At 58.5% G+C, this 13,301-nt stretch carries 13 protein-coding genes; 2 read left to right on the forward strand and 11 right to left on the reverse strand.

Annotated elements, in window-relative coordinates; genetic code table 11:
- Positions 1-40: 40 nt before the first annotated feature.
- Positions 41-1,444: a DNA/RNA non-specific endonuclease gene (locus FNT36_RS17095; RefSeq protein ID WP_144850164.1), complete on the forward strand. Its 1,404-nt coding sequence runs from the start codon at positions 41-43 to the stop codon at positions 1,442-1,444.
- 73 nt (positions 1,445-1,517) lie between these two features.
- Here the strand turns inward: FNT36_RS17095 and FNT36_RS17100 are convergent, their stop codons facing one another.
- The 11 genes from FNT36_RS17100 to FNT36_RS17145 form a co-directional block, all read right to left on the reverse strand.
- Complete coding sequence (locus FNT36_RS17100; protein ID WP_144850166.1) at positions 1,518-2,786, reverse strand: TlpA disulfide reductase family protein; 1,269 nt, start codon at positions 2,784-2,786, stop codon at positions 1,518-1,520.
- A gap of 289 nt (positions 2,787-3,075) precedes the next feature.
- Positions 3,076-3,672, reverse strand: coding sequence for an alpha/beta hydrolase (locus FNT36_RS17105; RefSeq protein WP_144850168.1), 597 nt, complete (start codon positions 3,670-3,672; stop codon positions 3,076-3,078).
- A 33-nt stretch (positions 3,673-3,705) separates the two neighbouring features.
- Positions 3,706-3,852 (reverse strand): hypothetical protein, encoded by a 147-nt coding sequence (locus tag FNT36_RS25585; RefSeq protein WP_233636007.1) that lies wholly within the window; start codon positions 3,850-3,852, stop codon positions 3,706-3,708.
- Positions 3,853-3,934: 82 nt separating this feature from the next.
- A complete protein-coding gene (locus FNT36_RS17110; protein WP_144850170.1) occupies positions 3,935-4,309 on the reverse strand; it encodes a hypothetical protein in 375 nt (124 codons plus the stop codon).
- 56 nt (positions 4,310-4,365) lie between these two features.
- Positions 4,366-6,009, reverse strand: a complete 1,644-nt coding sequence (locus FNT36_RS17115) for a M28 family peptidase (RefSeq protein ID WP_144850172.1) — start codon at positions 6,007-6,009, stop codon at positions 4,366-4,368.
- A gap of 39 nt (positions 6,010-6,048) precedes the next feature.
- Complete coding sequence (locus FNT36_RS25940) at positions 6,049-6,906, reverse strand: nuclease A inhibitor family protein (RefSeq protein WP_144850174.1); 858 nt, start codon at positions 6,904-6,906, stop codon at positions 6,049-6,051.
- Between the two features lie 151 nt (positions 6,907-7,057).
- Positions 7,058-7,531, reverse strand: a complete 474-nt coding sequence (gene greA / locus FNT36_RS17125; RefSeq protein ID WP_144850177.1) for a transcription elongation factor GreA — start codon at positions 7,529-7,531, stop codon at positions 7,058-7,060.
- 211 nt (positions 7,532-7,742) lie between these two features.
- Positions 7,743-8,684 carry an NAD(P)-dependent oxidoreductase gene (locus tag FNT36_RS17130; RefSeq protein WP_144850179.1) on the reverse strand — a complete coding sequence of 314 codons (942 nt, stop codon included), beginning with the start codon at positions 8,682-8,684 and terminating at the stop codon, positions 7,743-7,745.
- A 1-nt stretch (position 8,685) separates the two neighbouring features.
- Entirely contained in the window at positions 8,686-9,087 is a 402-nt protein-coding gene (locus FNT36_RS17135; protein WP_144850181.1) for a hypothetical protein, read from the reverse strand.
- Positions 9,088-9,094: 7 nt separating this feature from the next.
- The gene (rsmA, locus tag FNT36_RS17140) at positions 9,095-9,886 is read right to left on the reverse strand and encodes a 16S rRNA (adenine(1518)-N(6)/adenine(1519)-N(6))-dimethyltransferase RsmA (protein ID WP_233636009.1); all 792 of its coding nucleotides are present in this window, start codon (positions 9,884-9,886) and stop codon (positions 9,095-9,097) included.
- A gap of 125 nt (positions 9,887-10,011) precedes the next feature.
- Positions 10,012-11,673, reverse strand: a complete 1,662-nt coding sequence (locus FNT36_RS17145) for a M1 family metallopeptidase (RefSeq protein WP_144850185.1) — start codon at positions 11,671-11,673, stop codon at positions 10,012-10,014.
- 117 nt (positions 11,674-11,790) lie between these two features.
- Here FNT36_RS17145 and FNT36_RS17150 point away from each other — a divergent pair, with 117 nt between their 5' ends.
- The gene (locus tag FNT36_RS17150) at positions 11,791-13,248 is read left to right on the forward strand and encodes a leucyl aminopeptidase family protein (protein WP_144850187.1); all 1,458 of its coding nucleotides are present in this window, start codon (positions 11,791-11,793) and stop codon (positions 13,246-13,248) included.
- Positions 13,249-13,301 lie beyond the last annotated feature (53 nt).

Raw genomic sequence — 13,301 nt, forward strand, 5'->3', positions numbered from 1 at the left:
CGGCACGCTCGGACTCCAAGGTTCAGGCTACTTTCGCGCTATGCAATTTTCCGCCGCTCTTCTCGCCGCTACGCTTCTATTTGCCTGCTCGGCTCCTTCTACCGAAACCACGACCGCAGCTGCCTCTCCTACCCAGGCGGCAGCGCTGTTCGAAACCTTCGAAGCCGGTACTAAGGGTGCCTACGCTACTGCCCCCGAGACCCTTGCCACTGGCAAGTGGCTTTTCACCGAAGCCCTCATTGGCAGCGCGGCCGAAGACCACAAAGACGGCGAGCACGCCGCCCGCTTGCGCTCGGGTGGCCGGCTCACGATGCAGTTTGATGCGCCGGCCGGGGTGCGGCGCATTAGCATCCAGGCAGCAGCGTATGGCAATGACGGCCCCAGCACCTGGGAGCTGTGGGTGAGCCGCGACCACGGCCGCACCTGGCAGCGCAATGGCCAGCCCCAAACCGCCAGCGGCCCCACCCTGCGCCCGGCCGTGTTTGCGGGCACCGCCAACGAGGCCATTCGCCTAGAAATCCGCAAAATCGGCACCGATAAGAACCGGCTCAACCTCGACGACATTCGCCTTGAAACCACGGGGGGCGGGGTAGTCGTGTCGCCGCCTACCCGCCCGACGCCAACGGTACCCACGCCTACTCCCAAGCCGCAGCTACCGCCTACCACTGGCACCCGCCCCGACAACGACAACCTACTCCTAGGTAACCCCAGCGGTGCCACCTCGGACCTAACGAATACGACCAACTACCTGCTCATTCACCCACAGTACGCCACTGGCTACAATGCTCAGCGGGGTATTCCAGTTTGGACAAGTTGGCACGTGGGCCGTACCGACCTTACCAAAGCGGCACCCCGACAAGATGACTTCCGCGCCGACCCGGCCCTCCCCCGACAGTTCTACTCGGTGTCGCCGCAGAGCTACTCGGGCTCGGGCTTCGACAAGGGACACAACTGCCCTAGCGGCGACCGCACCGCCTCGCTCGACGACAACTCGGCTACGTTCTTGATGAGCAACATGGTGCCCCAGGCGCCGCAGAACAACCAGCAGACCTGGGGCAACCTAGAGGAATACACCCGCGCCCAGGTAGTAAAAGGCCAGGAAGCTTACGTGCTGATGGGCAGTTACGGCCGTGGCGGCGTGGGCAAAAACGGCCCCGCCAGCACTATTGACCAGGGCCGCGTGACTGTGCCCGCCCGCATCTGGAAAGTCATTGTTTTCTTGCCCGAAGGCAGCAATGACCTCCAGCGCATTGCGGCTGGCCAAGCCCGCATAGTCGCCATCGACACGCCTAACGATAACACCACTATCAACCCCGACTGGCAGCAATACCTGACTTCGGTAGATAAGATTGAAGCAGCTTCGGGCTTGGATATTCTGAGCGCATTGCCCCTTACCACTCAGACGCAGTTGCAAAAAGTAGTAGATGGCGGCCGGGTGCGCTGAGGCTTGGTGATTTTAATCTATACAGCTAGCTTGCCCTTCTACCGCATACATGCTCCCTCAGCGAAGCCAACTCTTATAAGGATTGTTGCAGTTGCTTATACAGCTTGGGGTACGGCACATCGACGGCTACAACACTACCGGTGCTATCTACCAGCAGGTTAGCTGGCATACCCTTGATAGTAAACCGCCTGATATCGTCGCCGTTACCACCTTGCAGCTCCGAAAGGTGCGGGATGCGGAGGCTGTCCTCGGCAATCGCTTGGGTCCACTTCTTACGGTCGTCGTCTAACGAGATACCCAGCATGCCGAAGCCCTTGCTATTATATTGTTTGTAGAGGCCGTAATACTTGGGCATCTCTAGGCGGCAGGGACCGCACCAGCTAGCCCAAAACTCTACTAGCGTTAGCTTATTGCGTTTGAAGAGCTGCTCGGCATTCAGCTCCTTGCCCGCGGGCGTCTTGCCGGCCAGCTGCCGAATATGATAGCCCACAAAACGCTGGTTGTTTTGATTGCGGGTTTCGTTTTTTGCCAGCGCTTTGTCCAGAATATGACCGTAGAAACTCGCTTGCAACGGAGCCGGCATAGCCCGGTAGTATTGGCGGAAGCGCTCCTCTGCAGGCCGGTAATCACGGTTGTCCAGCATCGCTTGAAGCGACACCTCCGAAGTAGGATGCTGCTTGACGAATAGTTCAGTTGCCGAGGCCAAGTAGCCAGAGAAGCGGTACTTGAGTTCGCGGGCAGAGTCGGCCGTTTGTTGTATCAGGGCTTTGTTGCCCGTGCCCATCGCCTGCAAAAACTTGGCTCCGGTCAGCGCCTTGTCTAGAAAGAACTGATGCCAGAGGCTGTCACGCAGTACCAAGTATTGCTCCCACTCCTTTTGCAGCGGCGAAGTGGAGAAGACGACCGTATTCCTTAAATAAGAACCTACATCGGACTTCCCGTAGAATTTGGTTCTAATCTGCTTTTTGGTTGCTTTTATATGAATAGAATCGGTAGGTAGATAGACATCGACAAACCCATACAATGCTTTGTCAGCTTTGCTGAAATACGAAAAAGTATAAAGTCCAGGCTGGATAATTTTTCCTTGCATAGAAAAATGACCATCCTTGCTTTGGATACTATCTGTCTTTCTGGAGACTGTGTATTCCTTTAGCCACAGCTTTGCTTTGCAGTCTTCACATCCTTCTATATCAGCTGCGATAGAGTAGTTGTATTCCCTCGGTGGCTGCTGTTGCTGCTGCGTTGGCTGGCAGCCACCAAGCAGCACCACCCAAAGTAGAAAAAGCCATCCACTTTTATCGCTAGCCAGCATACCCAGCTTATTCTGCTTCAGCTTTCTCATACAATTGCTTGCTAATGATGAAGTTTATTCAGCCAAGGTATGACTTTTTCACTCCTATTTCTTAGAGAGGTCAGCAATCCTATCATCACCCAGGCAATGAGTAGTTATTACCTTTCATACAAGACAGTTAGAACGTTTAGCTTCTCTAAAAAAGCAGTGGCACTAGCACACAGCATTGCTACACACTGTGCCTCTGCCTAGGCCTAGGTGGCCCCATCCCCTACCCCTTGGCCGCGACTGATTTTCCAGCTAAAAAGCGGCTCACGGCTTGCACGTAGCCGTCGCCAAACTACTTTTCCGTCAGCTTTTCCATATCGCCTAGGTGGCCGCAGGGCACAACCAATACCTCACGCCGCTGCCCCTTGCGCGCCGCATGGGCAGTGGTCAGCGAGTCGGTTGGTGAAGCGGCCTTGTCCTCGGTGCCTGCAATAAAGAGCCAGGGGCAGCTGACCCTAGGGGCCACGCTAGTGTAGGTAGCCGCATCGGCGGGGAGGGTGAGGGGGCGCTCCGGGCGCACCCGCTGGTAGTAAGCCACTAACGCCTGCGGGTCGGCTAGGTAGCTATCAGTTATTAGAAAATCGCAGCGCGTAGTAGCCGCCACTTTAGCCCCCAGGATAGTCCCCATCGAAAAGCCGATGATGCCCACGCGCTGCCGCGGGCTTTGCCGCCGCGCCTCGGCTAGGGCGGTACCTAGGTCGGTGGCAAACTCGGGGTAGTAGAGCTGGTTTGGGTTGATGGCGAACGCCGCGCTGTGCCCAAAGCCGCGGTAGTCGAACAGCAGCACGCGGTAGCCAGCAGTGGCCAGCACTCGCGCTTGGTAGAGGCTGTAGGACATATTGCCCCAGTCGTTGCTGGCCACTACCATCGTGGTGTGCTGGTCGGGCACGCCAGCTACCGGCGCTACCAGCCAGGCGGCCAGCTACACGTGGTCAGGCGTCGTCAGCGTTAGGTTTTGGTAGTGGAGGCCCACCGAGTCGGGGGTAGCTATCCAGTCAGCCAGCGGTTTGCTGGCCCAAGCCGAAACAGTTTGCAGAAGTAGCAGTGCCAAAAAGAGGGTACGGGCCATTAGAGAAAACAAAAAGCCAGCGCATAAGGCACTGGCTTTTCATAGACTATGGCTGCTGGTGCACGTTGCACCTAGGTAGGTGCTACTGGCCGGCTACCGGCTTAAGTCGGGCGCTGGTTACGACGAACATTTGATAGCCCGGCCCCATCGCCGTGCACAAGACCGCTTCGCCCGGCCCAGGCTTCCGCACCCGCACATACAGCGTATGGTTTTTACTTACCCACAGCGCGGTGTCTAGCTTCAAAGCCGTGTATACCGGCGCATAGGCCGCAGGGCCTAGCAGCTGGGTTATTCGGGCCGCGTCTTTCACGTACACCTGGGCAATGCCGCAGTCCTGGTTGCGGCCCATCGTTTCGATTTCAAATTCGTCATCGGCCTTTGCTGCGTCCGGGGCAATGTCGTCGTTTTGCCGGCAGCCGGCCATTGACAGCGCTAGTAGCACTAGGTATTTTTTCATGGCTGGGAAGCAGCTTATTTACTGACAGATTCTCACAGGTAGCCTACTAGTTGCATCTACTTGCCAAACCGCACGCCAAAGAAGTCGCCCTTATTCCAGGTGGGGCGCTTCACGGCCTGGGCCACTTGGTAGCCAATGAGAAAGTTGAGCTGCGCATACTTGGCGCCGGCCGCCCAGTCAAAAGTGCCGCCCTCAAAATTGTCTTGCGGCTTATGGTAGGTTAGGGCGCGCCACTTCTGCACAGTCTCGCTAAGATTATTCTGGCCGTCGGCCGTTTTGTTGCCGTACTTGATGTGCAACGCCGGAATACCCTGCACTACGAAGCTGTACTGGTCGCTGCGAATGAAGCGGTTTTGAGTCGGCTCGGGGTCAGGCTCGATGCTGAGATTTAAGTAATTGGCCGCCCGCGTCACTTCCGTAAGCAGCGACGAGTGGTCGGCACCTAGGGGCACCACCGCAAGCAGAGGCGCAATGAGCGTGGGCATGTCGGTGTTGACATCGGCCACCAGCGCCCGCTGCGGCACCGTCGGCAGCTTGGCAAAATAGGCCGAGCCGATTAGTCCCATTTCCTCACCCGTCATCAGCACGAACAGCACCGAGCGGCGAGGCTTAGACTTGAGGCCAGCATAGAGCTTGCTGATTTCGAGCACGCTGGCTACGCCCGTGGCATTGTCGTGCGCGCCATTGTATATCGAGTCGCCGTTGATGGCCGTGCCCACGCCTAGGTGGTCGAGGTGGGCGCTGTGCACCACGTACTCGTTTTTGAGGATGGGGTCGGAACCCGTGAGCTTACCCACCACATTGTAGCTGTCTATGTCCTGGTAGCGGCTGCGGTAGTGGGCACTCAGCCGGCCCGTCAAAGCCACCGGGGCCGCTTTGCCACCGCGTAAGGTACCTAAGGCCCGCGTGGTATCAGTAGTGGCGCCCGCAAAAAGCTGTTGCAGCGTAGCCGGGCTAATAGACCCCACCAGTTGCACCGAGCCCGCTGCGTAGCTGCGCGACACTACCACTTGCCCATCGGGACCTAGGGCGCTCACTACACCTTTCGGAAACTCGGGTAGCTTGGCCTCGGCGTGGGCACTGGCCATCAGCACACCCACCGCGCCGTGGCGAGCGGCTGTTTCAAGCACCGTGCGCACGTCAGCGAAGTATTGGCGCTCATTATCAGCAAACTGCTTAGGCGGCTGGCGCGTGACTACTACCACCTTGCCCTTAGCATCGAGGCCAGCATAGTCGTCGTATTTTAGCTCGGGCGCCGAGATGCCGTAGCCCGCGAACACCAGTGGGGCATTGGCCACATCCACCGCGGGCTGGCCAGGGTTAGGGTACACCGTAATGGCCGGGCCGTAGGCCAGCGGCTGGGTGGCCCCCGCAGCAGGCTGGTAGCTCAGCGTAGCACCCGGCTCTACAAAGGCGCGGCGCAGGCGCACTTTCTGGGTGTAGCCGCCTTGGTCGCCGGCCGGGGCCACGCCGTTTTTCTTAAACTGTGCGGCCACGTAGTCTACGGCCATCTGGTAGCCGGGCGTGCCGGGCAGGCGGCCGCGCAGACGGTCGTCGGCCAGGTACCGCACGTGGGCTTCTAGGTCAGCGGGGCGCACGGTCTGCAGTTGCTCGGCCACGGGCTTGGGCAGCGTGAGGGTTTGGGCGGCAGCCGGGAACGCCAGCATACTCGCACCTAGTAAATTAATCCAAATTTTCATAAAAGGGTATCAAGTTAGTAAGCCAGTTAGGCACACCACCTAGGTCTCTGTCAGCACGGTTTTGAACCCAGCTAACCGCCCTGCTACATCGCGGCCCAGCGCGTAGGCGTGCACCTGGGTTCCCTCGCCGATGCGGTACACCTGCGCGCCGTCCAATTCTTGCTTCATATAAAGCTGCAAGGCTTTGTAGCGGTTGGCAATACTTACATCGCCCGACTTGCCGCTATCCGCAGTTTGGTTGCGCAAAAACTGGGTGAGCTCCACTTTCTCTACGTTGGCTCCAGCAGGCTCCCCTAGGGCCTGTAGCAACTGAGCATCGGAAAGGTCACCGGTGGGCGCGGCATAGCTCACGGCTTCAAGCGGGGCCTCTGCTTCGCTGCTGAATACCAAGCCTTCAGTTAGTTTTTGCAACTGAGTTAGCGTCGCATCATTGGGGTCAGCAGCGGGCGCGGCGGTAGTTCTAGCGGCCGATGCAGCAGCGGGCGCGGGCAGGCCACTGCCCCCTGGCACCTGGGCCGCAATGGCGGCAGCTAGCTCCTGCATGCGCTCGGCAGGCACGGTTATTTTGGGGTTGGCAAAATTCATATCCCCCACCTTGTTCATCGGGATGAGATGGATATGTGCGTGGGGCACTTCTAGCCCAATCACCGCCACGCCAATGCGCCGGCACGGTACGGCCGCCTGCACGCCCTTGGCCACGCGCTGGGCAAAGACATGCAGCGCCGCCAGCGCCTGGGGCGTCATGTCAAAAATGTAGTCGACTTCCTTCTTGGGGATAACAAGCGTGTGGCCTTCGACCAGCGGCGTAATGTCAAGAAACGCGAGGTGGTCAGCGTCTTCGGCCACCTTATGGGCGGGCAGCTCGCCCGAAACGATGCGAGAGAAAATAGAAGGCATTTTGATTGGCTATTAGCTACTGGCCGTTAGCTGCTAGCTTCCAGCCGGTGAATGGTGACGCTAATAACGACAAAAGGCCGCTGATTCGCTCAGCGGCCTTTCTATACATGAAAAGCTAACAGCTAGCAGCCAGAAGCTAACAGCCCAAAAATTACCGACCTACCTCCAAAATCTCAAATTGGAGCTTGCCAGCGGGCACCGTGATTTCGGCTACGTCGCCGGCCGATTTGCCCAGCAATCCTTTGCCGATAGGCGACTTAATGGAGATTTTACCAGCGGCCAAGTTGGCTTCTTCCTCAGCTACCAGCAGGTAGTCGAGCACCATGTTGTTTTTGAGGTTCTTCAGTTTCACCTTGCTCTGAATGAGCACTTTGCTGAAGTCCATATTCGTCTCGTCCAAGATGCGGGCGTTGCCGACCACTTCTTCGAGCTTCGATATTTTTAGTTCGAGCAAGCCTTGGGCGTCTTTAGCAGCGTCGTACTCGGCGTTCTCGCTCAAGTCGCCCTTATCGCGGGCTTCGCGCAGGTCTTCGGCGGCCTTGGCGCGGCCCCGCACTTTGAGGTCCTGAAGTTCGTCTTTCAGCTTTTGCAGGCCCTCGGCGGTGTAATAATTAATAGTAGCCATAAGTGGTCAGGACTGTTTTCGCGTAGCGGGTGGGTCTGATAAAAAAGAAAGAGAACGGCTGGCACCTGGCCAGCCGTTCTCCCCCATAGGTAAGGCAAAGATACGGCAAAAAGTTGGGCCTTGGTACTCCGGCCCTGCCAGCGCATACCTAGGGAAGCAAGCAGCAAGGCCGTGCTTAAACCCGAGATGGCTAGGATGGCGGCACTAGTACTTACTCACCCAGTAGCACCCGAATTTTCTCTACTAGCACTTCATTAATACGCTGATAGCTCTGGTGCGTCCAGCCGCCGACGTGGGGCGACAGCACCACATTTGGGGCGGTGCGCAAGTAGTCGAAGCTGGCCTGCTGAGCGGGCGTGAGGGTGGCGAGCTTTTCGTTGTCGAGCACGTCGAGGGCCGCGCCGCGCACCTGGCCGCTTTGCAGGCGGGCCACCAGGGCGGCTTGGTCGAGCACCTCGCCACGGGCGGTATTCAGCAGCCAGATGTGGTGCGGGAAGGCCGCCAGAAACGCCTCATTCACAAACTGGTGGTTGGCCTCGAAGTACGGAATGTGGATGCTCAGCACCTCGGCCCGCGCTTGCAGCTCGGCCAGCGGCACCAGTTCGGCGTTGCCGTCGGTGGTCACGGCCGGGTCGTGGTCGTGGGCCAGCACCGTGCAGCCGAAGCCGCGCAGGCGCTTGGCAAACGCCCGGCCCATGTGCCCGTAGCCGAGCAGGCCCACGGTTTTGGTACCTAGCTCTTCGCCGCGGTTGGCTTCGCGGTGCCACTCGGCGCGGCGCACTTCGGCGTCGGCCGTCACGGTGTGGCGCAGCAGCGCCAGCAATTGGCCCACCGCAAACTCGCCCACCGCGTCGCGGTTGCCCTCGGGGGCATTCACGAGCGTCACGCCCGCGGCGGCCAGGGCGTCCTCGTCGATGTTATCGACGCCGGCGCCGGCGCGGGCCACGTAGCGCAGCTGCGGGCCGTGGGCCAGCAGCGCAGCCGTGATACGCATTTTGCTGCGCACCATTAGCCCTAGGTAGGGCTTGGCCGCCAGGGCGGCGGGCACGTCGGCGGCAGCTAACTTAGGTTGATAGTCACCCTCGACGCCGATGCTGCGGAGCATCGGCAAAAGCGAGGGGTGCATTTCGTCTATTATCAGGCAGAGGTTCATGTTAAAATCTTCCTACTGGGCGCAGCGCCGAATCGCCGGTCAGTTGCACCATCTTTCTATCTAACTCAGACCTAGAAAACGGCCCGAGCCTGTTTTGTTGCACCTCTGCCAGTGACGAGGCTCGTAGCGGAAAAGCAAAGTAAAAATTGATGCCCGCCCGTGCTACTACGTAGCTGTCATTGCGCTGGGTATCATAAACCTTGTCTAACAAAGGCTCGTCAGCAAATTTCTCTGGGTCTTTGTGCCAATGCAACGCGGTACCCTCGTCATAATTAGCCGTGTAATAGCCACCACCTAATGAACGGATGTCATCCCCATCAAAGAACTCATTTGATACGACGTACCAGCCTAAACATAAGGCTACTATCGCTCCTACCCAATAAGATAATGACTTGTGTGCCACTGTTGCGCTAGGCTAACTGGCCTGAAACCAGATTTGTCAATTCCACAAACTCCCCTACCCCCAGCTGCTCGGCGCGCTTGTCGAATAGCTCCCCACTCATAGCCTCACTAGATAGACCTAAGGGCTTCAGGGCATTGCGCAGGGTCTTGCGGCGGGTTGAGAAGGCTTGTTTCACGACCCGGAAGAACAGCTTCTCGTCGCAGTCCAGCTTTTCGGTGGCATTGCGGGTGAGGCGCACCACGGCCGACTCGACCTTGGGCGGCGGGATGAACACGTGCGGCGGCACCGTAAACAAGTACTCGATGTCGTAGTACGCCTGCAAAAGCACGCTCAAAATGCCGTAGGTTTTAGAGCCAGGCGGCTCGGCCAGGCGTTCGGCCACTTCCTTCTGAATCATGCCCACCACCTCGCGCACCTGCTGCCGATTGGCGAGCACCTGGAAGAATATCTGGCTGCTGATGTTATAGGGAAAGTTGCCGATAATAGCCAGCGGCTGCCCCGGAAACATCGTCCCTAGGTCCTGCCGCAGAAAGTCGGTGGCATAGATGCGCGGGGCCAGCGCCGGGTAGTGCTGCCCTAGGTAGGCTACCGACTCTTGGTCAATCTCGACCACGCTGGTCTGGTAAGCCGGATTTTCGAGCAGGTACTGCGTGAGCACGCCCATGCCAGGACCGATTTCGAGTACCTCGCGCACCCCATCGGGCAGGCGCAGGCTCTCCACAATGCGGCGGGCAATGTTAGGGTCGGCCAAAAAGTGCTGACCTAGGTGTTTTTTGGGGCGAACGGCAGGTTGGGCCACGGCAAGAGTATCAGTTAAAAGCAGTTGGCATGCTGACGAAGGAAGCATCTCATCAGGAAAGGGCGGTACCATGCATTCTGACAAGATGCTTCCTTCGTCAGCATGACAACCGTGAGGCTAGCTAATTAGTCTATTAGCACGCCTACGTAGTAGTTAAACGTGTCGACCTCCACATTGTCTTTAGTGGCGCCCGGCAGGTCGAGCGCAGCCCACTTGGTGGTCGGCGTCACGAAGCGGTACTCGCCGCCCTTGGTGCGCACCCGCACGGGCAGGTCGAAGTTTGGCACCGAGGCCACCCAACGCCCTAGGAGCTGGTTTTTCTCCATTCGCATTTCAAGCACCGGCAGTTCGCCGTGCTGAAGGTATTGGGCAAAGACCCGGCTGAAATCACGGCCCGATTCCTTATTGATGTAGTCGATAACCTGCTGGCCAGTCACGGTCTGGTGGTAGAAAGTCTTGCTGAGGCCACGCAGAATATTGCGCCACTTGGTATCGTCGTTGATGGTAGTGCGCACCATGTTGAGCAGACTGGCGCCCTTATCATACATGTCGCCAGAGCCCTCTTTGTTCACGCCGTAGGGGCCGATGATGGGGCCGTCGTTTTGGATGTTGCGGCGCTGGCCGTGCAGGTATTCCTGCCCCGCCTGCTTGCCGTACTGCGTCTCCACAAACAGACCTTCGGAGTAGCAGGTGAAGCTTTCGTGCACCCACATATCGGCGATATCCTTAGTGGTGATGTTGTTACCAAACCACTCGTGACCGCTTTCGTGGATGATGATGAAGTCGAACTTGTCGCCCCAGCCGGTGTTCGAGCGGTCGCGCCCTAGGTAGCCATTTTGGTATTTATTGCCATAAGCCACAGCGCTCTGGTGTTCCATTCCAAGGTGCGGCGTTTCTACCAGCTTGTAACCATCTTGGTAAAACGGATATGGCCCAAACCACGCTTCCATGCTCTTGAGCATAGGCTTCACGTTGGCGGCAAACTGCTTTTTAGCCTTCTCTAGGCTTTCGGGCAGCACCCAGTAGTCAAGCGAAAGCGGCCCTTTCTCGCCCTGATACGTGTCGGAAAAGTGGCTATAATTAGCCACGTTCAGGGCCACGTCGTAGTTGTTGATGGGGTTGCGCACGGCCCAGTCGTAGCGAGTGTAGCCACCTGCTAGCTTCTTGGTGCCACGCAAGCGGCCATTTGACACGTCTTTTAGCCCCTGCGGCACGGCCACGCTGATGAGCATGCTGTCCACCTCATCAGCTTGTTGGTCTTTGGTAGGCCACCAGATGCTGGCGCCCACGCCCTGGCAGGCCGTGGCTACCCATGGTTGGCCCTGCGCATCCTGCGCGAACACCACACCACCATCCCAGGGTGCTTTTTTGGCGATAGTCGGGAAGCCCGAGTATTCGACCGTAAACTCGTCGCGAGTGCCTTTTTTAATAGGCTGGGGAAAGGTCACGAATACGGCGTTGGCCTCGCGCTTATAAGGTACTTCTCGCCCGTGGTACAGCACCTTGCCTACCTCTAAGTTGGCAAATAGGTCGAATTGCAGCCGCGTAAAATCTTGGGTAGCCGTGAAGCGGAACAGATTAGAGCCACTGATATACTTGCGGGCCACATCGAGCTTCACATCGAGGTGGTAGTAGTTGATATCGTAGCAGGTGCGGGCGGCGGGCTGCCCACCGCGCAGCGAATCGGCGCGGGTGAAAGTCGCTTTCGGCTGCATTAATTGGGCCGAAGCCAGCAGCGATGAGCCGAGCAGCGGCAGCAGTAGCCGGAGAGTTTTCCGAAGAATCATGGGGGTGTAAAGCGAAGTGGCACGCCACTTCTTCTGAGAGCAGACCTGACGCAAAACGGAGTGCCACTCCGTTTTACAATACCTTCACGCCAAAGTTACGTTTCTATTTGTTGCTCTATGTCGCTCACGCTCGCCCACGCCACCACCACTCCGGCCCAGGCCACCCAGGTGTTTGTGCTTCCCCTAGGTACCACGGCCCTGCCCGCGCCCGCTGCTACCGACCTGCCCGCCGAGGCCCGCGCCTACGTCGATGGCGCCCTGGCCGCCGGCCAGAAGTTTGTTGTGCTCAACCACTTTTCGCACCAGCACTACTTTGTGGTGCTCGAAGAAAAGCGCTCGGCCGACCTCACCTTAGAAGCCCTGCGCCAAGCCGGCCACCAGCTGTACGCCGCGCTGAAAAAAGAAAAAACCGCCGAGGTTTTTATTCAAAACCTGACCTCAACTACCGACGCTGCCCGCACGCTGGCTGAGGGCTTATTTCTATCGGCCTACCAGTTTGCCGGCTACAAGACCGATGAGAAGTCGCGCGAGGCCGCGCCCCTTACTACCATCACCTTGGTCGGGGAGGCCGCTACTGAAGCTCAAGTTAAGGAGCTGCAAAACCTACTCGAAGGTGTCGTTTTTGCCCGCGACCTCGTCAATGCGCCGCTCAATAAGCTCAATGCCCAGCAGCTGGCCGAGCGCCTCGCCGAGGCCGGCGACGCGGCTGGCTACACCACCGACATTCTCGACCTCGCCAAAATCGAAAGCCTGCGCATGGGCGGTCTACTCGCCGTTAACCTAGGTTCGCCTGAGCCGCCCACCTTCAGCATCTTGGAGTGGAAGCCCGAAGGTGCTAAAAATGAGCGCCCCTACGTGCTGGTGGGCAAAGGTGTAGTGTACGACACCGGTGGCCTCAGCCTCAAGCCTACGCCCAACAGCATGGACATGATGAAGTGCGACATGGCCGGCGGCGCAGCCGTGGGCGGCACACTTTACGCCTTGGCTAAGAACAACGTACCGCTGCACGTCATCGGCTTGGTACCAGCCACCGACAACCGCCCCGGCGGCCTCGCCTATGTACCCGGCGATGTGCTCACCATGTTCTCGGGCCTCACCGTGGAAGTCAAAAACACCGACGCCGAAGGTCGCCTGCTCTTGGCCGACGCCCTGAGCTTTGCGAAGAAATACAATCCCGAGTTGGTCATCGACCTAGCTACCCTTACCGGTGCCGCCGTGCGGGCCGTGGGCACCGAGGCCGCCGCCGTGATGGGTACTGCTGAGGCTGACACCACTGCGCAGCTGCTAGCCGCCGCCCACCGCGTGCACGAACGCCTCGTCGAGTTTCCGCTCTGGGACGACTACGCCGACCACATGAAGTCGGACATCGCCGACCTCTCCAACCTAGGCAAGGGTGATGCCGGCCACATTTCGGCCGCCAAGTTCTTAGAACGCTTCATCGAAGGCACGCCTTGGCTGCACCTCGACATTGCCGGCCCTGCCTTCCTCACCGCCCCCGACTCGTATCGTGGCAAGGGCGGCACTGGCATGGGCGTGCGCTTATTATATGAATTCCTGACCAAGCAATTGGCGTAAGTAACAACGGGTATCGCACTGCACTACACGCTGCGCGATACCCGTTCGTTGGC

The organism is Hymenobacter setariae, from assembly GCF_007713685.1.
Lineage (GTDB): Bacteria > Bacteroidota > Bacteroidia > Cytophagales > Hymenobacteraceae > Hymenobacter > Hymenobacter setariae.